The following is a 16,923-nucleotide window of genomic DNA, read 5'->3' on the forward strand; positions in this document are numbered from 1 at the left end:
CGGTAGTCTAAGTGGAATGAACAACGTGGTACGCAATGACAACTCGGCGGCGAAGAGCCGTCGACGTCGTCGGCGACCGCGCAGAAGAGGTGGCGTTTCCTCGTCCACCAACACGAGCAACGCTACTACCAGCGGAAATTCTGCAAAACGTAGTGGCTCCAGTGCCAATGGCCCCAAATCGGCCAAGCCAAACTCCGGTGGCGCCAAGAAATCTTCCAAATCACCGAAGTCGGCACGACCCTCGAAGCAGTCGAACAACCGCGGTGGCCGTAAGAACGGTCAGGATAGGAACAATCGCCGTCGTCACGCACAGACGAAGCGCACGAACAATCGCCGCGCGCACTCGTCGCGCGCGCAAAATGCAGCGCCGATGCAGACCTCGATTGAGACTTCGGCGGGCGGACTGGTCGTCTCGGGGCTTGCCGAGGCGGTCGGAGATGGCGGCAAGGTCAACCTGTCACGGATTTATGTCGCGCTCATTGGTCGGCACGATCGTCGCGGGCGCCTGCTGTGGTCGATGCCTAAGGGCCATGTCGAACCCGGCGAAGCTTTCGCTTCCACCGCCGAACGTGAGGTGTGGGAAGAAACGGGCATTCGCGGCGAGGTCATCGAAGAGCTCGGTGTGATTGACTACTGGTTTGTCTCCGATGGCACGCGGATTCACAAGACCGTGCACCATCACCTTCTGCGCTACGTCGATGGCGATTTGAACGACGAAGACCCCGAGGTCACCCAGGTCATGTGGGTCCCTGTAGACACCCTGGTGGAACGGTTGGCCTACGCTGACGAACGCAAACTGGCCCGGCGCGCGCACAATCTGCTGCCCGATCTCGCCCGCGCGGAAAAGCGAGCAGGCCGGCAGACGCCGAGGTGATTGCGCATGTTCAGGTTGCAGTTGCCAAGAAATGTTGTTCGTAAAGTCACGGCCGCTTCCGCAGCGCTCATACTGTGCTTGCCGACGACCGTTGCGCCCCCAGCTTTTGCGCAAGATGAGCAGTTGTGGGGCAGTGGCACCAATCGTGTCGGTGAACAGGGCCCCCTTCGGCTTTCGATAACCAGCTTCACTCCGCATGTCGCGGCTCTGCATTCGACACTGACCATCAAGGTGCAGGTGCACAACACCTCCGATGCGGATATCAGCAATGTTGCGCTGCGCCCACAGCGGGCCGGCGCACTGGCTTCCTCTGCAGATGCGCGGACGATTCTCGCTGAGCCTGAATCAGTGTTTGATGTGGCTGGGACCTTCAGTGCCCCCATCGAGCTGAAAGCGGGGGAGAAGCGTGAGGTTACGCTAAGTGTTCCTATCTCCGCACCGTCCCCAGAAGGACTCGACATCACGGAAGCCGGCACGTTTCCGCTGCTCATCAATGCTAACGGGCAACCGGCAGATGACATCGACCGCCTGCTGGCGGAAACACGCGCACTGCTACCGGTGACGGATCCGCAAGCCGCAGGTGATGAGCCGGAACCGCCTGCCGGTGATGAGAACGACAACGATGAGACCGACAATTCCGATGCGCCCACCCGCCGCGACCCAGTGCCGTTTTCGCTGATTTGGCCCATCAGCCAGCCAGTGCCACTGGTCGGCGGTGAGACCGGTGACGCACCCTCGTCGCCGAATCTCATCCTCACCGACAATTCTTTGGCCGAGTCTCTCGAACGCGGTGGCCGCCTCGACGGTTTGCTCACCTCGTTGGAAAAGGGCTTTGCCGGCCCGGATGGGCAGAGGTTGCGGGAATCGACCTGCATCGCCATCGACCCGGAGACCCTCGACGCAATCTCCAGGATGACCCGCGAATACTGGATTGGCACCAGCCGCCCAAGTCCTGTGGAGTCCTCTCCGCGACTGCGGGATTCCTGGGGAAACGCGGATGACACCAATCTCACGCATATGCCCGCCAGTGACAATGCTGCCGCCTGGCTCAATCGGCTGCACGATCTCACACAGGACACCTGCACACTGTCACTGCCGTGGGGCGGCACCGATGCCAGCGCCGTGGCTCGCGTGGGGGATCACGAGCTTTCGATGGAGGCACTCGCCGCTGGTCGGCAGACTATCGCCAAGCATTTGGACGTTCAGGCACTGCCGGGCCTCTATTTGCCGGCCGAGGGATACGTGACGTCGGAAAGCGCCCCGCTGTACTCGGCGGCCACGGCCCTGAACGGGACCACCCCGGAGCGCGCATTCGAAAACCGCGTAGATACCAGCGAGACGATGCCACCCTCGCCCACTCCACCCGAAGCCGCGCACGACACCACCGTGTTAGTCGCAGACAACACCGCCTTCACCGCCGATGGTCAGACACTGCGCCCCGGCCATAGTGGCGTGCTTGCCGACGGTAGCCGCGCCTTCGCCCTCCCTGGGGCACTGACAACCTCTCTGGCTGCAACAGGACGGTCTCCCCAGACTGTGGCGTATTCGAATTTGCTCGGACGCTACGATTTCCGAATCGACTCCGAGGCTGCACGGATGCAGACAGCGATTGGCACTCTGTTCCAATCACTGACTGATTCGGATGACCCTCGCGCGGCTGTGGTGGCAGCACCACCGTCCGGTTGGGATCCACGCGCTAGCGACGCTGAAGATTTCATGGCCGCGGTCCGGAAAGCCGTGGACGATAACCTGGCTGAGCTGACTCCGCTGATGGACTCCATCACCACTTCAGCTCACGACCTGGATGCGGGCTCGGTTACTCCAATTGACGAACTTGCCGATCCCGCGCCAGTGAGTGAGACGCTCGTGGAGAAGGCTCAACTGGCCTCCCGCGAAATCACGGACCTGACCACAATCATGTCCAACGATCCCAATGTCGCACTGACACGGTATGAATTCACCCGTCCCCTGCGGCACGACTTGCTGCGCTCGTTTACAACTCTCGGCCGGCGAAATCAGCTGCAGTCAACTGACGTGCAGCGGCGGAGCGAAGAACTCAGCGACCAGGCACTGATTATGAATCGACGCCTGCGCAATTCGGTGACGTTGGTAGCTCCCGGCGGTGTCTACACCCGCGCAACGCAGCTGTCGCCGATTGCGGTGCTGGCTCGTAATGGCCTGCCGCTGCCGGTTCCCGCGTTCGTGCGCGTCGGCGCTGGAGATTCGGTGTTGGAGGAGAAGTATGAGGCCGCCATCCCCGCCAAGGGGTCGGTGACTGTTCAGTTCACTCCGAAGTCGGGTGATGATGCAGAATCCACTCCGGCAACCAATGCTCCAGAGGGAGACCGGCCACGGGATAGTGGAGACAACTCCCACAATCTGTTGCTGTGGCTCGAATCACCTGGCGGCACGCCGATTTCTCGATCAGTGAGTATTTCCGTGCAATCGGGCGCTTCGGTTGGGGTTTTGGCTATCGTGACCCTCGTCATCGTCACTGTTGGTGGGTTTTTTGCCGCAAAACGGTCACAGTACTTTCGGAAATAGACCCCCTTTTAAGCAACAATAGGACATGTGACTGACTCAGACGCGCATAAATCTGGACTTCGAGGCCGCATTCGTCGCCCCGCGCCACCGGCTCCGGTTCCGGCGGCGCGGCCAACGGCTGAATCTCAGCCGGCCGAAGCGGCCCCGGACCTAACTCGCGTATCCGGCCATAAGGCAAATGCCGATACCGCCACTGACGCGATGACGGAATCGGCATCACCATCGCCAGCAAAGGCGGCAACTGCGACAGCAACCGCTTCCAGCGATTCCTCCGCAGGCTCGACGGCGGACGCAAATCAGGGACAGTCGAACTCGGACATCGTCGCCTCCACGGGCTCGATGGCAATCGCTACCCTGATTTCGCGCATTACGGGTTTTTTGCGAAACCTGCTCATCGGCGCGACGCTGGGTCCGGCTGTGGCTTCAGCCTTCAACGTCGCCAACACACTGCCGAACCTGATTACGGAAATCGTCCTCGGCGCAGTGCTGACTTCTCTGGTGGTGCCAGTGTTGGTGCGCGCGGAGAAGGAGGATCCAGATCACGGTGCCGCCTTCATTAGACGTCTCTTGACTGTCTCTATGACGCTGTTGGCAGTGGTGACGGTGCTGGCGGTGATAGGTGCGCCACTGTTGACCAGATTGAGCCTTAACGAGGCCGGTAAGGTCAACGTTCCGCTGGCAACGTCATTTGCGTTCTTACTATTGCCGCAGATTATCTTCTACGGCATATTTGCGCTGCTCATGGCGGTGCTAAACACCAAGGGAATCTTTAAACCCGGTGCGTGGGCACCTGTCGCCAACAACGTCGTGGCCATTGCCACGCTCTTGCTATATCTGTTCCTGCCCGGCCAATTGAGTCCGGATTCGGACGGTTCACTCTCCGATCCGCACATCCTGCTTTTGGGTCTTGGTACCACCCTGGGTGTCGTCATTCAGGCAGCCATCATGATTCCCTACCTCAAGCGCGCGGGCATTGATTTGCGTCCGCTGTGGGGTATCGACGACCGCATCAAACAGTTCACCGGCATGGGTGTCGCGATTATTACCTACGTGGCAATTTCCCAGGCTGGTTACTTCATCACCACCAATATTGCCTCGACTGCCTCCAAGGCCGCGCCGACGATTTACCAGCAGGCGTGGCTGCTGTTGCAGGTGCCCTACGGCATCATCGGCGTTACCTTGCTGACCGCCATCATGCCGCGACTGTCCCGCAATGCAGCCGACGGCAATGATGGGGCAGTGGTCCGCGATCTGTCCATCGGTACGCGCCTGACCATGATTGCGCTGGTGCCGATCGTCGCATTCTTCACCGCATTCGGCCGCCCCATCGCCGTCGGTCTTTTTGCGTATCTGGAGTTCCCCCGCGAAACCGCAGAGATTCTCGGCTGGACGCTGTCCTTCTCGGCGTTCTCGCTTATTCCATACGCCATTGTGCTTTTGCACTTGCGTGTTTTCTACGCCCGTGAAGAGGCCTGGACCCCGACTTTCATCATCCTCGGCATTACCACCGTCAAGGTGATTCTGTCGTTCTTCGCTCCTCGTCTGGCTTCTGACGATGAGACCGTCGTCGTGTTGCTCGGTGCCGCCAACGGTTTCGGTTTCGTCGCCGGCGCGGTAATTGGCTTCTTGCTCTTGCGCCGCACTCTCGGACACTTGGACAGTAAGGCGACCGTCCACACCGTGCTGTGGGCACTGGGGGCGTCGCTTGTCGGTGTCGCCGTTGCTTGGGGCGCATTCGCATTGACCGACCTTGTGCTGTTCGATTTCTTCGGTTCCTTCGGCGTGCTGCTGCAGACCATCGTCACCGGCGTGGTCTTCCTCATCGGTACCGGCCTGGTGCTCGCTCAGGCTCCATTGGAAGAGGTCCGCGTTCTGGGTGGCTTCCTCGGCCGCATCCCGGGTCTACGCCGCTTTGCTCCGCAGCCTCATGCAGCCGACAATGCCGTCGCCGACCGTGAGGATATGGAGCGCGAACGTGGCTTCGCCGCTGATGCTTTCTCGATTGCCCCGTCGAACCTGATCGGCGAGGCCACGGGTCTGGCAAACGAGGGCTTCACCGCTTCGCCGCTGCTGCCACCGATGCCGACGCAGGGTTCTCGCCCAACCCGCTATGTACCCGGCGAGATGGTCTCAGGTGGTCGTTTCCGTCTGCGTTCTGAAGTCGCAACCTACCCAGGTCTGCGCCTGTGGCGTGCCATGGATATGGGCGATCCCGACAACTCAGATGTCGCACTTGTCTTCGTCGACACGATTGCACTGCCGTACTACGACACTTCGCCATCGGTTGCCGCCCAGAAGATTGCCACGACGACCAATGAGCTGCGTGACCTGGCTGGCACCGGGATGTCCCGCATTCATAGTGTGGCGAAGACACGCACCGAGGTGCTCATCGTCGCCGACTGGACCAGCAGTATCGGTATTGAGCGGTTCGATCAGGCCGCCCACCCGGATGCCCTGGCACTCGCAATAGCATCACTTGCCGAGACAATCGCCGACGCCCACGAATCTGGGCGCTGCCTTGGCCTGACAAACAAGCCTGGACAATTGCGCATCAGCAGCGACGGCCACATCTACGACGCTTTCCCCGTCGTTTTGCCCGATAGCTCGCAACGTTCGGACTACAACGCGTTGCTTTCTGTCATCGACGAGCTGTTCTACAACGTGCCAAATATCCCCTCCGATATTTCTGCTGCCATCGACCGCGCGAAGCAGGTTCGCCCGGAGAACTTCAACCAACAGGAGTCGCCAGCTCGCACACTCGCGGAGGATTTGCGCACTGCAGCGCTCGGCCCCGACTCTTCGGAGTTTCTCGCAATCGACCCCGACACCGGTGCGCGCGAATCCGTCGATGCCGACGGTGTAGCCCAATCAAACGCTCGCCACACCAAGAATCGCACCCGCGCATTCAGCACCGGCGCAGTCGTTGTCGGTGTAGTCATTGTCGGTGCACTTGTCGCCGCGGGCATCTTTGGTCTGGTTAACCGTTCCTCGGACGCACCGATTAACTCCGAGTCCGTACGACGCGGCCCGGCTCCGATCACGACGCTTTCGCTTGCCGACGCTAACGAGTGGCAGGCCGACAGCGACAACCCGGCAGCCGGTCCAGACAATCCGGACATGGCTGAGCTGACCATCGATAGTGACGAGGAAAGCTTCTGGGTAACTTCGACTTACCTCAGCCAGTTCGGCAATCGTCCAGAGGACTTCAAACCTGGCGTTGGTATTCGGGTCACTCTGGATGAACCGGCAACCATTCGAGAACTTAAGGTCGCGGCGACCCCGGGCGCACACATTGAAGTTCGCGGCCTACGAGATGCTGACTCGACGAACTTGGATGACACAACGGTTCTCGGAAGCGCTACTGCCACCTCAGATACGACGACCATTGAAATCGATAGCCGCGACACTGAGTGGAAGAACCTTGTTGTCTGGATCTCCGGCTTGCCGACGGCTGCGGAAGCGGTAGCCGACAGCGACTCAGACACTGACGCTGATACAGATGCTGATGCTGATGCTGAGTCGCAGAATTCCGATGCGGACAACCCACTTGTCGGCGACCGCAATCTGGCTGAGCAATCTCCGGATTCGTTGCTGCCAGTTGCTATTGGCGACATTCAGGTGCGTGGTACGGAATAACGCTCTGAGCTTGCCTTAGGTGGCAACAGTTCAAGTTGTCCCAAGTTATCCACAGCTACTGGGACGTTTTGAAATTCATCCACAGCCCGCGGTCTCCACAGCAGTTTTGCCAAGCGGAGAGCGCGGGTTTCGTGTTTGCATAGGAGCCATGAACTTTGGGGGAAGAAATCGAATTGGGGACAGTCACCGTAAGGCCCGCATGGGTCGGCGACTGGGGGATTGTGGCGTCGTCGGTATGCAAAAGCATGCATCTGCGGACGAGGTCGATCGTGAATTATTGAAGGCGCACCTGGCGGGGGATCGTCGCGCGTTCGCGGTGTTGGCACGGCGTTATTATCCGCAGTTGGTAGCGATGGCGCGGCGCTATCGTCGGGATGATTTCGATCCCTTGGATGGGGTACAGGAGGGGCTGGCGCGGGCAATTGCGGGGGCGGCGAATTTTCGCGGGCGTTCGACGGTGGCGACGTGGCTGACGTGCATCGTGAAGAATGCGTGTATTGACCACAACCGCGGTCGTTTCGGGGAGATCCCTCTCTGCGATAAGGAGGAGGATTTTGAGACGTTTATGAGTTCACAGCCGATTCCCTGCCCGGATGTTCCGCTACGTGTGACTATGGCCGCCGCATTGGAGCAGCTGCCAACGGATCAACGGGATGCCCTGCTGTACTTGGACATCTTTGGATATTCGCTGCAGGAGACCTCTCGCAGTATTGGGCAGCCGAGCGGGACGTTGAAGTCTCGGCGGGCGCGGGCGCGTCGTACGCTTCGGCGACAATTGGAAGAAGTGCAGGTGGCCTAACAACTGCGGAGCAGGGGAGAGGCTGGGGGAATAGAGATGGCTAACCTCACGTTGGTTGAGGTGGCTGGTTCCGGTAATTTCTTTCCCGGAGCTGAAAAATTTGCTTACTACTGAGCATCACTGTGCGCCATGTGATGTGAGAGATAAAAATTATAGGAGTCTTCATGAGCGATATCGTTCACGACCTGATCATCGTCGGTTCCGGTCCCGCCGGTTACACGGCTGCCACCTACGCAGCCCGTGCCGACCTGAAGCCTGTGGTGTTCGAGGGCATCGAGTTTGGCGGCCTGCTTATGACGACTACCGATGTGGAGAACTACCCAGGTTTCTCCGAGGGCATCATGGGCCCAGAGCTGATGGATCAGATGCGCGCACAGGCAGAGCGCTTCGGCGCTGACCTGCGCATGGAGATTGTCGATCGCATGGATCTCACCGGCGATATCAAGTCTGTCTGGGTTGGCGAAGAAGAGCACAAGGCTCACGCTGTCATCCTGGCAACCGGTGCCGCTCCGCGTTATGTGGGTGCTCCGGGTGAGCAGGCGCTGCTTGGTCATGGTGTCAGCGCTTGTGCCACCTGTGATGGTTTCTTCTTCCGCGACCACGATATCGCCGTCATCGGCGGCGGTGACTCCGCAATGGAAGAGGCAACCTTCCTTACCAAGTTCGCCCGCTCGGTGACGATTGTCCATCGCCGCGATGAGTTCCGTGCGTCGAAGATCATGGTCGAGCGCGCGCAGAACAATGACAAGATTCGCTTTGCGACGAACAAGGTTGTGTCCCAGGTTCTTGGTGAGGACAAGGGTTCGGTTACCGGTCTCGAGCTGGAAGACACCGTCACTGGTGAGAAGTCCGTCCTGGATGTGACTGCCATGTTCGTAGCAATTGGCCACGAGCCACGTTCGCAGATGGTTCGCAATCAGCTGGATTGCGATGAGAATGGCTACATTCAGGTAGCCGCTCCGAGCACCCAGACCTCTCTCAAGGGCGTCTTTGCGGCGGGCGATGTTGTTGACTCGCATTACCAGCAGGCAATTACCGCCGCTGGTTCTGGCTGCAAGGCTGCGCTGGATGCTGAGCACTACTTGGAAACTGTTGCTCGGTAGCTGACAGCAGGGCAGTCGCACTAGCTGGATAAACACCTAATAGTTGGGGTATCGCAATTGTTGGATAAGCCCTACGATTGCAGATATCCAACTATGGGGAATATCCGATAGCCGGTAAGCCCAATTGTTGTTAGCTGTAGCTCAATCAGGGCGCAGCAGGACGTGTTATAGCCCGGTACGCCCCGTACTCATCGAGCACTTGCAGCGTTCTCAAGAACACCATTAATTAACAATTTAGTACTTCACTCGCACCACCGGAAGCCCTAATTTTTGACGCCTTGAGCGCCAAATCCGTACGCGAGGCTGAAGAAGCTAGGTTGAAAAATTAGAATCAAGACCACAAAACAAAACCACTAAGAACTCAAACGAGCTCATTCTAAGGAGAAGAATTTCATGGCTCCGGTAACCGTCACCGCCAACACCTTTAAGTCCGATGTCCTCGAATCCGATAAGCCGGTGCTTGTTGATTTCTGGGCAGAGTGGTGTGGCCCGTGTAAGAAGATTGCTCCCGTTTTGGACGAGGTTGCGACCGAGCTCGATGGCAAGGCCGTCATCGCCAAGGTCAACGTTGATGAGGAGCGTGCACTGGCTGGCATGTTCCAGATCATGTCCATCCCAAGCCTGCTCCTATTCAAGGACGGCAAGAAGGTCGAAGAGATTCGCGGAGTCCGCCCGAAGGGCGAAATCACGTCGCTCATCGAAAAGCACCTTTAAAAGAACTTGGGGTTGCTCCTTATCCGATACGAGGTTACGACTGCCCACCCGCCACTTCGCTATTGCCACCTTCGTTGGACACACCCCATTATGATGTGACTGAAGTTGTGGTTGTGATTTAGAGTTAGTCCTGGGGTTCTGCCGTCGGGCTAGCCGACGCGCCCTCGTAACAATCAATTCGCGCCTGCGACCTGGTAATCTTGCTGGAAATGGCGGTTTACGTCTTCCTTAATACCGTGAAGGAACCAGGTTGCCGCCAACTTGAGAGGTATTGCTGACCATATCCTCTGAGAGTGCGCGAGATTTCTTAACTGAAGTTTCGTTTAGCTCACTGGCCAGTAATACTGATTAAGTGTTGTGAGGACCCACAACGGCCTAAACATAATTGTGGAGTTCGGAAGGGAGTTTTCGTGCCAGAGTTTCTGAAGGTGGGCGATAGGTCACCTCGTGTAGCCGAGGTACGTTCTACCCTGGCTCGTCTTGGGCTTCTGCCCAATTGGGAGGGCTCAGCCGCGGAGGAGAACTCGCCTCAGTGGTCTGGTGACGATGACCTCTTTGATGAGGATATGCGCAACGCTCTCCTGGCGTTCCAACAGTCCCGCGGTGTCTATGCCGACGGGATCATCCGCGACAGCACCCTGCGCCTACTGCGAGAAGCCTCGTACACTCTGGGCACCCGCGTACTGTCCTACGATCCACTGTCACAAATGACCGGTGAGGACGTAGGCGTTCTCCAAGCTACCTTGCAGGAACTCGGCTTCCACGATGCCCGAGTAGACGGCCACTTTGGCCCGAAGACCGATGCCTCTGTACGTGAATACCAGCTCAATTACGGGCTGGAGCCCGACGGTATCTGTGGTCCCGTTACTCTCCGGGCGCTCAGCTACTTGGGCAGGAGGGTTACTGGTGGCTCTGTAAACGCCTTCCACGAGAAGGAAATACTGCGCACGATGGGGCCGAAGCTCTCTGGAAAGCGCATTGTCATTGATCCAGGTCTTGGGGCAGGGGAGCCCGGCATTGTGGTCGACGGCCCTTACGGTCAGATTTCTGAAGAAGAGATTCTTTGGGATTTGGCCTCTCGCATTGAGGGTCGCCTTGTCGCGGCAGGTGCAGAGACTATTCTGTCTCGTCCTCGTACCGACAATCCGTCCATCGAGGATCGCGCTGAGATGGCCAACGCATTTGGCGCTGACGTCTTCATCTCCCTGCAGGCCGACCACTATCACAACAACCGCGCCAGCGGTATTGCGACTTTTTACTTTGGCTCGATGAAGGGCTCCAACTCCATTCTGGGCGAACAGCTCTCTGGCCTTATCCAGCGAGAGATTGTTGCCCGTACGAGCCTGGTAGACTGCCGCTCGCACGCCCGTACCTGGGATCTCCTCCGTCTGACCAGGATGCCCACGGTGGAAGTCGCCGTTGGTTACCTGACCAACGAGGATGACGTCGCAATTCTTTCTTCCCCAGATCAGCGTGACGTAATTGCCGAATCTATCGTTGTCGCTGTAAAGCGTCTGTACCTGGGCGATGAAGAGCAGCAGCCAATGACCGGCGCTTACAGCTTTGCGCAGCTGATTGAAGAGGAAAAAGCCTAAACACGGCTGATCAATCAAACCCGGCGCTAAAGACTGAACAGCTTTGAGCGCATAAAGGGTTCTTTCGCACTTAGATCCAACGCATGGCCGATTTCTTCGTCCCAATCCAATTCCGCATCCAACTCGATACGGAGTTTCGGATGAATCGGATGTGGAGTGACCACCCGAAACCCGGAGTCAAGAAGGGTTCGCGTACGAATCAAATCACCGGCGTTATGGTTAATCGCCGCCAACGAATCTGAAATACACGGCTTAGGATTTAGCTTTTCTTCAAGTTGCGCTTCGAAATCAGCGATTAGGTTCTCCGTACCGTCGTCAGGCGTTGGCGACGACGGCGTAAATGCCGACATAGAATCCGCCGTGCCACTGCAACCAAACGCTTCTACCGCTGAAATCCCGCGCAGCGCGAGCTTGTGCAGAGCGGTCACAATGAGCACGCGGAGCATGTCATCGTCAACCTCTAAAGCGTTGTAATGCAGACTCGTCAGCGCAATCGCATCCAGCGATATTGGTCCGGAAGGCATGGAAAATGTCGTCGGGCAGAAGCGTGGCGGAGCAAAGAGCAGCGTGCCGACGGTCTCAGGTTTCCCATCGATAAGTGATGCCGGTGGCTTTCGTCGTAGCGAATATCCGCACGGTCCCCAGGAAAGGTAGACGGTATTGAGCCATGCTTCCTTCTCCAAGCGCACCTGGGCGGCTAAATCAGGGCTTAAATCGCCATTTAAGAGGTTTTCACTAGCTCCGCCTGGCCGAGTAGGGGGTTGGCCGTCCGAATGCTTTAAATCACCGTTAGGCGCTTCATCCTCTTCTGGCGTGCTGGGGTCCAAATTAGGTTCGCGCGGCTCAGTCGAGAACTGGGGTAGGGCAGTTGCTGTACGGATATGCTCCATGCCCTGTTCCCAAAACAGGCTTAACATCGTCTCTGGATAGATTCCCTCGATGTCGGCCAGCGAAATTTTCTCGATGAATACTTCAGTCACAGTAACCGGGTTTACTCTTCGTCGAGATGCATCAGTGACATGATGCGATCAAAGTCCTCGAGGTTGCCGAATTCGATAACGATTTTGCCCTTACGCTTGCCCATCTGGGCAGTCACCTTCGTATCAAAAGAATTGGACAGGCGGTCAGCCCAATTGTGAAGGACCTCCGGCTGCGGAGTGGGCTCACGGTGCTGCTTTTTCGGTCGCTCGCCGGCATTGAGTAATGTCACTGCTTCTTCGGTCGCACGGACGGATAGTCCTTCAGCAACAATTCGCTCGGCGAGGCGCTGCTGTTCTTCCTTACCTGCCTTAACTCCAAGCAAGGCACGTGCGTGACCAGCCGACAGAACACCGACCGCTACTCGTCGCTGTACCTCCACCGGCAACTGCAAGAGTCGAATCATGTTGGTAATAACGGGCCGCGAGCGACCGATTCGATCCGCCAGCTCTGCCTGAGTTACACCAAACTCTTCGAGTAGCTGCTGGTACGCAGCGGCCTCTTCGAGTGGGTTCAGCTGAACGCGATGGATGTTCTCTAGTAGGGCATCGCGAAGCATGTCCTGGTTTGGAGTATCGCGAACGATGGCGGGAATCGTGTCGACCCCAGCTCGCTGAGAAGCACGCCAGCGACGTTCACCCATGATGATTTCAAACTCGGGTTGCGGCGCGTTCGGATCTTCCTTGCGCGCTGCCTCGAGTGCGGCCGCACGACTATCCTCAGAGATTGGTCGTACGATAATCGGCTGCAATAGACCGAACTCACGAATAGAGTGAGCGAGCTCATTTAGGGGCTCCTCATCGAAGACCTCTCGTGGCTGCTTCGGGTTCGGCGTGATCAGCTTCAAGTTGATCTCGCGATAGGTCGCGCCAAACTCGTTTGCGGCCGAAGCGTCAACATCGGTAGCCTCGGCGCTGCCATGGTCCGCTGCTCCCGACGTCGTCGAGGGCAATGTTTCACGTGAAACATCACTAGACTTACCAATAACCTTATCGTCACTGTGACGTTTCTGCGCCTCATTGGTATGAGGTTTGCTCTGGCCGGATTTTGCAGATTTTCCGGCGTTTTTGCCTTCAGTCAACGAGGTGCCGGATCCCGTCGCGGCTGCCCCCAGTACGTCGGCAACTCCGCTACTTCCAGGCTGCTTCGTCCCCTGGGTACGGCGGGGACCGAAGATAATATCCGCGGCACTCTCACCTACCGAGGGGTTAGCCGCCGGAGCAGTTGGGATCAGCGCGGCGATACCGCGACCGAGCCCTCCCTTGCGGTTCTCCTTTTTTTGATTCGACATCGGTAACTACTCCTAGTGGCTTTAATTTGTCTCAGTGGAATTGGACGGGGTAGGGGAGGAAGCTGGTTTTTGCCCAATCGCACTTCCACCCGGAACTGCGGAATAGTCGCCACGCGTTGCCAATTCCTTCGCGGCGTCAAGATAAGCAACTGCGCCCCGAGACCCTGGATCGTAGGAAATTACGGTCTGCGAATATCCCGGCGCCTCCGATACCTTCACGGATCGAGGGATGAGATTACGTAGCACAACCTCACCGAAGTAGTTACGAACCTCATTGGCAACTTCTTCCGAAAGCTTGGTGCGGCCATCGAACATAGTGAGCAGCACAGCAGAAATATGTAGCTCCGGATTGAGATGCTGACGAATCATCTGCACGTTATTCATCAGCTGAGTCACACCCTCCAAGGCGTAAAACTCACACTGAATCGGAATCAAAACCTCGTTGGCGGCAGTCATCGAATTCAGAGTCAACAGACCGAGCGAAGGAGGGCAGTCAATAATGAGAAAGTCAAAGCCGTTGTCAATCAGGTACTGATCTGACACTGCATCGAGAAGTCGGCGCTCACGGTTCAGGAGCGAGACCAGCTCAATCTCGGAGCCCGCCAAGTCCAACGTCGCTGGCACACAAAAGAGATTCTCAGATTCAGGGGAACGCTGGATGACATCGTCAATCTGTAGTTCGCCAATTAGAAGCTCATACGTCGACGGGGTCCCGGAAACATGCTCAATCCCCAGGGCCGTAGAAGCATTTCCCTGCGGGTCATTATCGATGACTAGCACCTTGAGACCATGCCGCGCGAGCGCCGACGCGATGTTGACTGCCGAAGTGGTCTTGCCCACGCCACCCTTCTGGTTGGCGATAGTAATACGGCGCGGGCGTTCGGGGCGTGGAAGCGATAAACGGTTCGGGGCCTTAACTTGCGCTGCCCGTTGAGCTGCCGCAGCGATGGGTGTGTCTTGCCAGGACTTCCGGCTCATTAACTATTCCCCTTACAAGCACAGCAATCACCAATCATGGCCACTGGAGTGCGAATAAAAACTTAGTAACTATCTGCAAAAGCGTAATCATCAAGCCCCAACAAGCGTTAGACGCCGACGATTGTGGAAATGTTTCACGTGAAACATCCACCTTGGCCGGTAGGACTTTGCCATACCGCGATACTTATCCCACTCTAGCCCGACGGCACTACGCGCCTCAATGTCGAAACCAAAACACAAGCGAACCGGCAGTGGAGTAGGGGAGGGGGACTTACAACCTACTTCTTCTGAATAATCACGGCGTACGTCGAAGTTCCCAACACGGAACCGCCAACCTCTACAACGCGGGGATTAGTTCCCTTCGCCTTGGCAATAAGCTTTGCGTCCCGATCAATCTCCTCTTGCGCAGTTCCACCCTTCAGTGCAACCATCGCGCCTCCGGATTTAACTAAAGGAAGCGACCAGCCCGCCAATTTCCCAAGAGGGGCAACAGCGCGAGAAGTGACGACATCTACTTGGCCAACCTCAGCGCGAACCACTTTCTCCTCAGCGCGGCCGCGAACCACGGTCACATTGTCCAGCTCGAGATCTTCCACAACTTCGTTCAAGAAAGTCGTACGGCGCAGCAATGGTTCTACAAGAACCACCTTCAAATCTGGTCGTGCAAGAGCAAGCGGAATCCCGGGCAAGCCTGCCCCCGAACCAATGTCCGCAACTACAAGCCCTTTGCCTATCGCTTCTCCAACTACCGCAGAATTGATAATGTGCCGATCCCACAGCTTTGGAGTTTCACGTGGCCCAATCAAACCTCGGACTGTAGCCTCCTCAGCCAACCATGAGTGGTAGCGGTATGCTCGATCGGCATTCCCTCCAAACACGGTATCTATCACCGAACGCAGATCCGCATCGACCAAACCTGCGGAGGCTTCTTGATTATCGACGTCTTTCGCGGAGTTACTCAACAGTTCCACTAACCTTTCCAATGGGGCAGCTGTGCCGTCACCCGTCGAGCTTTTCATTACCCCTAGTGTACGACAGTGCAACAGCGATGTTTCACGTGAAACATTGATCAAAGTTGGATGCCAAACTCCAGGCCCCGGAGAAAATTACATGCCTGTAATAACAGTGACGTTGTTTGCTCGATAGAGCACGAAGGCAAGCAAAAACGCCCCGCATCAACTGCGGGGCGTTTCGATTAATTAACTTATGTAGACGAAGGGCGATTCCACTTCAGCTATTTCTTTTTCCGCTTCCGGTTCTTCCGATTTGCGGGTTTCTGTCCTGGCGCTGGCTTCGAGGCTGGGCCCTGCTGTCCCTTCCCCGAATTACCATCCGGAAGATGGCTAGAAGCCTTGTTCGCTGCAGAAGCCTCACCAGACTGCAACTGCTGCGCTTTCTGCGCTGCCTGGCGCTTGCCGCCCTTCTTCGGGTTGATTGGCTTCTGGCCAACCTTCGGAGCGAGCTTCTCCTGTGCCTCGCGCTTGGCAGCCTTCTTGGCTGCGACAGCTTCCTTCTCTTCCTCATCCAGCTTGCCGAAGATGTAGCGCTGCTGGAAGTAGGTCCAGACGTTGTTAGTCACCATGTAGACAAGAAGACCGATGTGCCAGAAAGCACCGGTAACAAGAATCATGATTGGGAAGAACCAAAGCATCATCTTGTTCATCATGTCCATCTGCTGCCCCATAGGGCCTTCCTGGCGCTTCACCAGACCGGCTTCCTGGCGGGCACGCGTGCGCTCAACAGACATACGAGCGTTGAAGTGCGTTGCCAGTGCCGCGACAACAATCAGCGGGATAGCAACGATCATGATGTCCATGCGGGTGAAGTCTGCAGGCGTACCAGGCACGGTAAAGGCTGCGTATTGATCCTCACCCATTCCAACCGAACTGGACAGTGGAGCATTGAGCACACGAGCCAGGAGGAAGGACCGCACCTCATCTACACCGAAGATGTAGTTAGGCGTATTCCAATTCTGCTCCACCGACATGCCGAGCGCATTGCCCGACGTACCCGTTCGGTTAAACGAACGCAGCACGTGGAAAAGACCGATGAACACAGGCATCTGAACCAGAATCGGCAGACAGCCGCCGAGCGGGTTGACACCCATTTCCTTCTGTAGCTGGCGCATAGCAAGAGCCTGAGCCTGCTGATCATTCTTGTACTTCTCCTTGATCGCCTGCATCTCAGGAGCGAGTTGCTGCATCTTGATGGCAGAACGCTGCTGGTTCAGCATCGGCTTAAACAGGAGGATACGGATGGTGACCACAAGCAAAATAATGGCCAGCACCCACGAGATACCCGAGGAGGGATCGAATAGGAAACCTGAGGCCTTATGCCAGAACCACAGGATGGCCGAAATCGGCCCATACACGAAATTGAGCACGGTCTAAGATCACTCCGTTCTTTAGGGG

12 protein-coding genes are annotated in these 16,923 nt (G+C 57.2%); 7 read left to right on the plus strand and 5 right to left on the minus strand.

Annotated features, from left to right (window positions below):
- Positions 1-16: 16 nt before the first annotated feature.
- The 7 genes from QP978_RS08575 (at position 17) to QP978_RS08605 (ending at position 11,265) form a co-directional block, all read left to right on the plus strand.
- Complete coding sequence (locus QP978_RS08575; protein ID WP_284857067.1) at positions 17-874, plus strand: NUDIX domain-containing protein; 858 nt, start codon at positions 17-19, stop codon at positions 872-874.
- Between the two features lie 6 nt (positions 875-880).
- Positions 881-3,418 carry a hypothetical protein gene (locus tag QP978_RS08580; RefSeq protein WP_070546007.1) on the plus strand — a complete coding sequence of 846 codons (2,538 nt, stop codon included), beginning with the start codon at positions 881-883 and terminating at the stop codon, positions 3,416-3,418.
- Between the two features lie 27 nt (positions 3,419-3,445).
- Positions 3,446-7,054 (plus strand): murein biosynthesis integral membrane protein MurJ, encoded by a 3,609-nt coding sequence (locus tag QP978_RS08585; RefSeq protein ID WP_070439191.1) that lies wholly within the window; start codon positions 3,446-3,448, stop codon positions 7,052-7,054.
- 235 nt (positions 7,055-7,289) lie between these two features.
- Entirely contained in the window at positions 7,290-7,853 is a 564-nt protein-coding gene (locus QP978_RS08590) for a sigma-70 family RNA polymerase sigma factor (RefSeq protein ID WP_224783764.1), read from the plus strand.
- A 164-nt stretch (positions 7,854-8,017) separates the two neighbouring features.
- Positions 8,018-8,956, plus strand: a complete 939-nt coding sequence (gene trxB, locus QP978_RS08595) for a thioredoxin-disulfide reductase (RefSeq protein ID WP_005511625.1) — start codon at positions 8,018-8,020, stop codon at positions 8,954-8,956.
- 393 nt (positions 8,957-9,349) lie between these two features.
- Positions 9,350-9,670: a thioredoxin gene (gene trxA / locus QP978_RS08600; RefSeq protein WP_016421730.1), complete on the plus strand. Its 321-nt coding sequence runs from the start codon at positions 9,350-9,352 to the stop codon at positions 9,668-9,670.
- A gap of 410 nt (positions 9,671-10,080) precedes the next feature.
- Entirely contained in the window at positions 10,081-11,265 is a 1,185-nt protein-coding gene (locus QP978_RS08605) for an N-acetylmuramoyl-L-alanine amidase (protein ID WP_048733139.1), read from the plus strand.
- A 26-nt stretch (positions 11,266-11,291) separates the two neighbouring features.
- On the opposite strand, the gene QP978_RS08610 is transcribed toward QP978_RS08605, so the two are convergent.
- From QP978_RS08610 to yidC, 5 genes are all read right to left on the minus strand, one after another.
- Positions 11,292-12,245 (minus strand): hypothetical protein, encoded by a 954-nt coding sequence (locus QP978_RS08610; RefSeq protein ID WP_284857068.1) that lies wholly within the window; start codon positions 12,243-12,245, stop codon positions 11,292-11,294.
- Between the two features lie 11 nt (positions 12,246-12,256).
- A complete protein-coding gene (locus QP978_RS08615) occupies positions 12,257-13,534 on the minus strand; it encodes a ParB/RepB/Spo0J family partition protein (RefSeq protein ID WP_016421733.1) in 1,278 nt (425 codons plus the stop codon).
- A 21-nt stretch (positions 13,535-13,555) separates the two neighbouring features.
- Positions 13,556-14,512, minus strand: coding sequence for a ParA family protein (locus tag QP978_RS08620; protein WP_016421734.1), 957 nt, complete (start codon positions 14,510-14,512; stop codon positions 13,556-13,558).
- 278 nt (positions 14,513-14,790) lie between these two features.
- Positions 14,791-15,426 carry a 16S rRNA (guanine(527)-N(7))-methyltransferase RsmG gene (gene rsmG, locus QP978_RS08625; protein ID WP_231367212.1) on the minus strand — a complete coding sequence of 212 codons (636 nt, stop codon included), beginning with the start codon at positions 15,424-15,426 and terminating at the stop codon, positions 14,791-14,793.
- Positions 15,427-15,746: 320 nt separating this feature from the next.
- Positions 15,747-16,895 (minus strand): membrane protein insertase YidC, encoded by a 1,149-nt coding sequence (gene yidC, locus QP978_RS08630; RefSeq protein ID WP_284857069.1) that lies wholly within the window; start codon positions 16,893-16,895, stop codon positions 15,747-15,749.
- Between the last annotated feature and the right edge of the window lie 28 nt (positions 16,896-16,923).

The sequence above is a fragment of the Corynebacterium sp. MSK035 genome (assembly GCF_030232615.1).
Taxonomy (GTDB): Bacteria; Actinomycetota; Actinomycetes; order Mycobacteriales; family Mycobacteriaceae; genus Corynebacterium; species Corynebacterium jeikeium_D.